We start from the raw sequence: 5,447 nt of genomic DNA, 5'->3' as shown, positions 1-5,447 counted from the left end.
GTGTTGCAGCCTATGATTGCGCTCGAAGCGCTGGCCGGCTTGCGGAGCTCTGGGCGGAACAGGGTAATCGCAATGGAGCAGTCACCATGTTCGAGCGTTATTTTCTAGGCGGTGCACCGGAGGAAGACAACGATGCACCGCTGAAACACTATGCACAGCTTCTCGAAAGCACTGCAAACTGACAGCGATTAAGCCGGCCGAGACTCCAATACTTAAACCGAAGCGTTATCGTTATTGTTGTTGTTGTTGATGATTCGGTTGTGACGTCTAAGCAAAAAGTATTCGATACTGTCTAGTAATGCGGCGAAAGAAGCGGCAATAATATTTTCTGAAACGCCTACGGTGCACCAAGAATCAAACTTGTCGGAGCTTTCAATGAGGACTCGTGTCTTTGCTTTGGTAGCCAGCTTCCCGTCGAGGATACGCACTTTATAGTCTTCAAGGCGCATATCTTCAATGTCGGGATAATTCGCGCGCAGCGCCTTACGCAAGGCATTGTTCAGCGCATCAACGGGGCCGTCCCCTTCCGATACGGTATGCTCAATGGTTCCATCAGGCAATTGAACCTTTACCGTAACTTCGGAGGTGATGCGTCCATCAGTACGGGGCTGATTTACACGGGCATGAAAGCCAAGGGTTTGGAAAAAACGTTTGGAGTGGTTCGTCACTTTTCTGATAATCAGCTCGAGGGAGGCATCGGCTCCTTCGAATTCATAGCCCTGATTCTCGAGATCTTTGATTTGTTCTAAGATGATGCGCGTCTCCGGACCGCCCTTCTCAAGGGGGATGCCCATTTCCGCTGCCTTTTGGATCAGACTTGAACGGCCCGCCATCTCACTGACGGCAATACGCGTGCTGTTGCCTACAAATTCGGGGACAATATGTTCATAGCTGCTTTTGCGTTTGCTCACAGCGTCAGCATGCATACCGGCTTTGTGTGTAAAGGCATAGCGTCCGACAAAAGGCGCTTCATCAGGCAGTGCCATGTTCGCCAATTCGGCGATGAGATGAGATTTGCGGGTGAAACGTGCCAGTTGTTCTTTAGTCACCACATCATAGCCCATTTTTAATTGGAGCGAAGGGATGATCGTGCACAGGTTCGCATTACCGCAGCGTTCTCCATAGCCGTTGATTGTGCCTTGCACTTGGGTGGCGCCGGCTTGGACTGCAGCCAAGGAATTTGCCACTGCACATCCACTGTCGTTATGCGTATGGATACCTACAACAGCGCCGGGAATTTTTTCATGTACTGTTTTGGTAATGACTGCCACTTCATCGGGAAGGCTGCCGCCGTTCGTATCGCACAGAATGATGGCTTCCGCTCCGCCTTGGGCGGATCGTTCGAGCACCGCAAGGGCATAGTCAAGGTCTTCTTTCGCGGCATCAAAAAAATGTTCCGCATCCAAGAACACCCGACGTTGTTGAGCCTTTAACCATGCAACGGATTCTTCGACCAATGCAAGATTTTCATCCAGTGTGATACCCAAGACATCGCGTACTTGGGAAGGAGAACTTTTTGCGAAGATCGTGACAACGGGCGTCTCGGCTTCAATGAGTGCCTTCAAATTAGGGTCTTCGTCTGCAGGATTTTTGAAATGACGTGTGCTGCCAAAAGCGACCATAATACTGTTTTTTAAGTTGAGGTCTTGAACACGCTTAAACAATTCCGATGCCTTGGGATTGGCATAGGGTTGTCCGCCTTCAATATAGTTAATACCCATCGCATCAAGAGCTTTCACCACTTGAACCTGGTCAACAGCGGAAAACTTTACTCCGGGGCCTTGGGCGCCGTCGCGTAATGTTGTATCGTAAGTTTCAATTTTCATTGTCATTGTGTTCTTGTTCCTATAGCATGAATTAAAAAGAGAGGGACATCCTCTAGGGGGGGAATAAAGGTGTCAGGAACCGGGGATGTATCCTGTGTTTCTTTAAGTATAACAGAAACGTATATTATTCCATGTAATTTCCTGAGGCTTAGCAGAGCAACCTTTTGAAAATACGCGATTAGCATTAAAAAAAAAGCTGCTCAACGACTATATCAAAAAGGATGGAATGACGCGAGGGATGACAGTACATACCCCGGTGCCACTCCATCCGTTTTTATCCGGTATTTTGTTCTATTGATTAATTAGGAGCGATTACGCCTTTAAAAGCTGTCTGAAGTATCCAAGCTTTCCTCTGATTGTGCTTGCTCACGGCCTTCAATATAAGGACCCGTCAGCATATCGCGATAGGGCAAGCCCGGTCCGACCATCGGATAGACGAAGGCGTATTTATCGGTGACCACTTCAAGAAAAGCGGGGCCGTCAAATTTCACAAAAGCTTCCAAGGTTGATTTCAGATCTTTGTAGTTGCTCACACGCTTCGCGAATTTGAATCCATCGGCTTCTGCTGCTTTGACGAAATCTTTACTGTGAAGCGTTTTATCTGTACCTGAAAAACGGTTTTCATAGTAGAGACTCTGCCATTGCACGACCATACCGTCCCCGTGATTGTTGAGTAACAAGATCTTAACGGGAACATTGTAATTGGTACAGGTTTCCATCTCACCAATGTTCATGCGGATACTGCCGTCGCCATCCACGTCAATCACAATCTTATCGGGGTTGCCGATTTGTGCGCCAATGGCGGCGGGAAGTCCAAAGCCCATGGTGCCCATACTGCCGGATGTAATCCACTGACGAGGCTCTTTAAAATCAAAGTACTGGGCGCTAAACATTTGGTGTTGACCAACGCCGGTTGTGACGATCGCTTGACCTTTGGTTATTTTGTTGAGCGTTTCCAACACGGCTTGGGGCTGGATCACTTCCGAGTCCCGGTTGAAGTCGAATTTATGCTTTTTCTTTAAAGCGCGAACATGTTTCAACCAACTTTGGTGATTAACTTCAAGATTTTTGCCGGCTTCGGTCAAATCATGAAGGGCTGCTGCGGCGTCGCCCAGGTAATGCCAATCAGCCTGTTTGACTTTGCCAATCTCTGCACCGTCAATATCAATATGGGCAATGACAGCATTCTCCGCGAAAAGGCGTGGAACGCCGGCAACGCGATCGTCAAAGCGTGCGCCCACAGCTAATAAGAAATCACATTCATCGACGGCATAATTCCCATAGGCGGAGCCATGCATGCCCAACATGTGGAGACAGAGATCGTCTGTTGTATCAATCGCACCAATACCCATGAGTGTTGTAACAGCAGGAATTTGGAACTGTTTCATGAATTTATGCAGTTCTTTTTGCGCGCCGCTGATGACGGCGCCACCGCCAACGTAGAGTAGCGGTTTCTTGGCTTTTCTGAAAAGCTTGAAAAACTCGTCCATCGTCTTCTTAGGCATGGTGCGGGAGCTGACGGAATTCACACGATCTTGATAGCCGTGCAGCTGAAGCACGCTTTCACTGTCATAAGGACCTTCCCAGTTTTGCACGTCTTTGGGGAGATCAATAACAACCGGTCCGGGCCGCCCACTGCGAGCTATTTGAAAAGCCGTGCGAACCGTCGCCGCCAATTGTGTCGGATCCTTAACGAGAAAGACATGCTTGGCGCAAGCTGTCATCAGACTGAAGACAGGCGCTTCTTGGAAAGCATCGGTGCCGATAACGGCACGGGCAACTTGACCACAAATAAGGACAACAGGAATTGAATCTGCCATGCAGTCACGAATAGGGGTAACGGTATTGGTCGCTCCAGGACCGGAGGTCACGAGACAGACGCCAACCTTACCCGTAGAACGGGCATAGCCTGCCGCCATAAAACCGACGCCTTGTTCATTGGCCGGGACAACGAGGTTCATCGCTCTGTCGGTATGGTTTTCATTGTATCGAAATATAGCATCATAGACCGGAAGAATAGCGCCGCCACTGTATCCGAATATAGTGTCCACGCCTTCATCAGCCAAAACCTGAAGGGTCATGTCGGCACCGGTCATAACTTTGCCATGTGTTTTTGAGCGTTTTGCTTTATCACCAACCATAGTGTGGTTCTCCTTGATACTGCAATACTATAATGTATCTTGTGTTTGCCGGTACTAACATATAAACCGGCGGTTTTGTTCCTGAGGATATCCACGTTAATTAAAGGACAATCCATTGTCCAAAAGGGATCATGAGCCTAGAAACACCAACAGCTCACTCTGTGGATAATAGTTAAAAAAAAGCGAGCGCCATAAGGGTCGGCGCTCGCGGAAAGGCATTACATCAAGAATCGAGGCTTACTCTTCCGAATCGGGCGCCGCCTCCTCAGCGGTCGCCTCGGATACACCAGACACGGGGGGTTCCTCTTCTTCGGTCGTTTCTTCGCTCTGCTCGGTATCCACCGCCTCTGTCGATGCTTCCGCTTCAACAGGCGCAGGCGCGTCTTCTTCAGCCGCTTCATCCGCGACTGCTTCTTCAGCTTTGGCTTCTTCTGCCGCTTCATCTGCGACGGTTTCTTCAGCCTTGGCTTCTTCGACCGCTTCATCCGCGACGGTTTCTTCAGCTTTAGCTTCTTCGACCGCTTCATCCGCGACCGCTTCTTCAGCTTTGGCTTCTGCTGCAGGCTCATCAGTGGCCGCTTCTTTTGCAGCTTCTTCAGCCTTGGCTTCTGCTGCACGTGCTGTATCCATGCGACCTACAGCCGCCATCAGTTCATGGGCGACGTCAGCCATGCTGCGTCCGGCCTGGAACATGCTTTGCGGGACAGCGCCGGCTAGTGTTGCGCCAACATCAACAGTGCTCGAAGATTCACCTTGTTCATCCAAAGCACTGCGGTTTTGGTCGCGCTCATATTCACGGATACTTAAGCCGATCCGTCTGTCAGCGGGGCTGATACTAATAACTTTTGTCCAAACGCGATCGCCGACCTTCAGCACATCTTCAGGCTTGTTGACGCGTTCTTCTGCCAGCTCGCTGACATGAATCAAACCTTCAACGCCGTTATCGAGACGTGCGAAAGCGCCGAAAGCAACCATTTTCACAATATCTACTTCAATGTGTGCGCCAATAGGCAGGCTGTCCACAACCGATAACCATGGATCAGAATGCAGTTGCTTCAGTCCCACGCTGATCTTTTCGGCATCGGGATCAATGTTCAGAACTTGGACTTCAATTTCCTGACCTTTTTGCAGAATATCACTGGGATTTGTGACTTTTTTGGTCCAAGACAAATCGCTCACATGAAGCAATGCATCAATGCCATCTTCAATCTGAACGAAGGCGCCGTAATCGGTCAGGTTGCGCACAACACCTTTAATCATGGAGCCGATGGGATAGCGTTCTTCCATCTGTTTCCAAGGATTGGGCATGGTTTGTTTGATACCAAGAGCAATTTTTTCGCCTTCGGAATCGACACTAAGGATCATCACGTCCACTTCATCGCCTTCATTCACCATTTCGCTGGGATGGCGGACACGACGGGTCCAACTCATTTCGCTCACGTGAACCATGCCTTCAACGCCTTCTTAAAGGTGAACAGAG

At 49.4% G+C, this 5,447-nt stretch carries 3 protein-coding genes; all 3 read right to left on the bottom strand.

What is annotated here, in order from left to right:
- Positions 1-212: 212 nt before the first annotated feature.
- A complete protein-coding gene (locus GX117_05620) occupies positions 213-1,832 on the bottom strand; it encodes a citramalate synthase (GenBank protein ID NLO32823.1) in 1,620 nt (539 codons plus the stop codon).
- 314 nt (positions 1,833-2,146) lie between these two features.
- Positions 2,147-3,967 carry a biosynthetic-type acetolactate synthase large subunit gene (gene ilvB / locus GX117_05615; protein NLO32822.1) on the bottom strand — a complete coding sequence of 607 codons (1,821 nt, stop codon included), beginning with the start codon at positions 3,965-3,967 and terminating at the stop codon, positions 2,147-2,149.
- Positions 3,968-4,204: 237 nt separating this feature from the next.
- Positions 4,205-5,416, bottom strand: coding sequence for a S1 RNA-binding domain-containing protein (locus GX117_05610; protein ID NLO32821.1), 1,212 nt, complete (start codon positions 5,414-5,416; stop codon positions 4,205-4,207).
- Positions 5,417-5,447 lie beyond the last annotated feature (31 nt).

The organism is Candidatus Hydrogenedentota bacterium, assembly GCA_012523015.1.
Taxonomy (GTDB): domain Bacteria; phylum Hydrogenedentota; class Hydrogenedentia; order Hydrogenedentales; family CAITNO01; genus JAAYBJ01.
Note: the sequence above shows the minus strand (reverse complement) of the source record. Positions and strands in the feature narration are given on the sequence as shown.

Coding starts and splice junctions, on each gene's coding strand:
- ilvB (NLO32822.1), bottom strand. CDS start 3,967: ATGGTTGGTGATAAAGCAAAACGCTCAAAAACACATGGCAAAGTTATG.
- GX117_05620 (NLO32823.1), bottom strand. CDS start 1,832: ATGACAATGAAAATTGAAACTTACGATACAACATTACGCGACGGCGCC.
- GX117_05610 (NLO32821.1), bottom strand. CDS start 5,416: ATGGTTCACGTGAGCGAAATGAGTTGGACCCGTCGTGTCCGCCATCCC.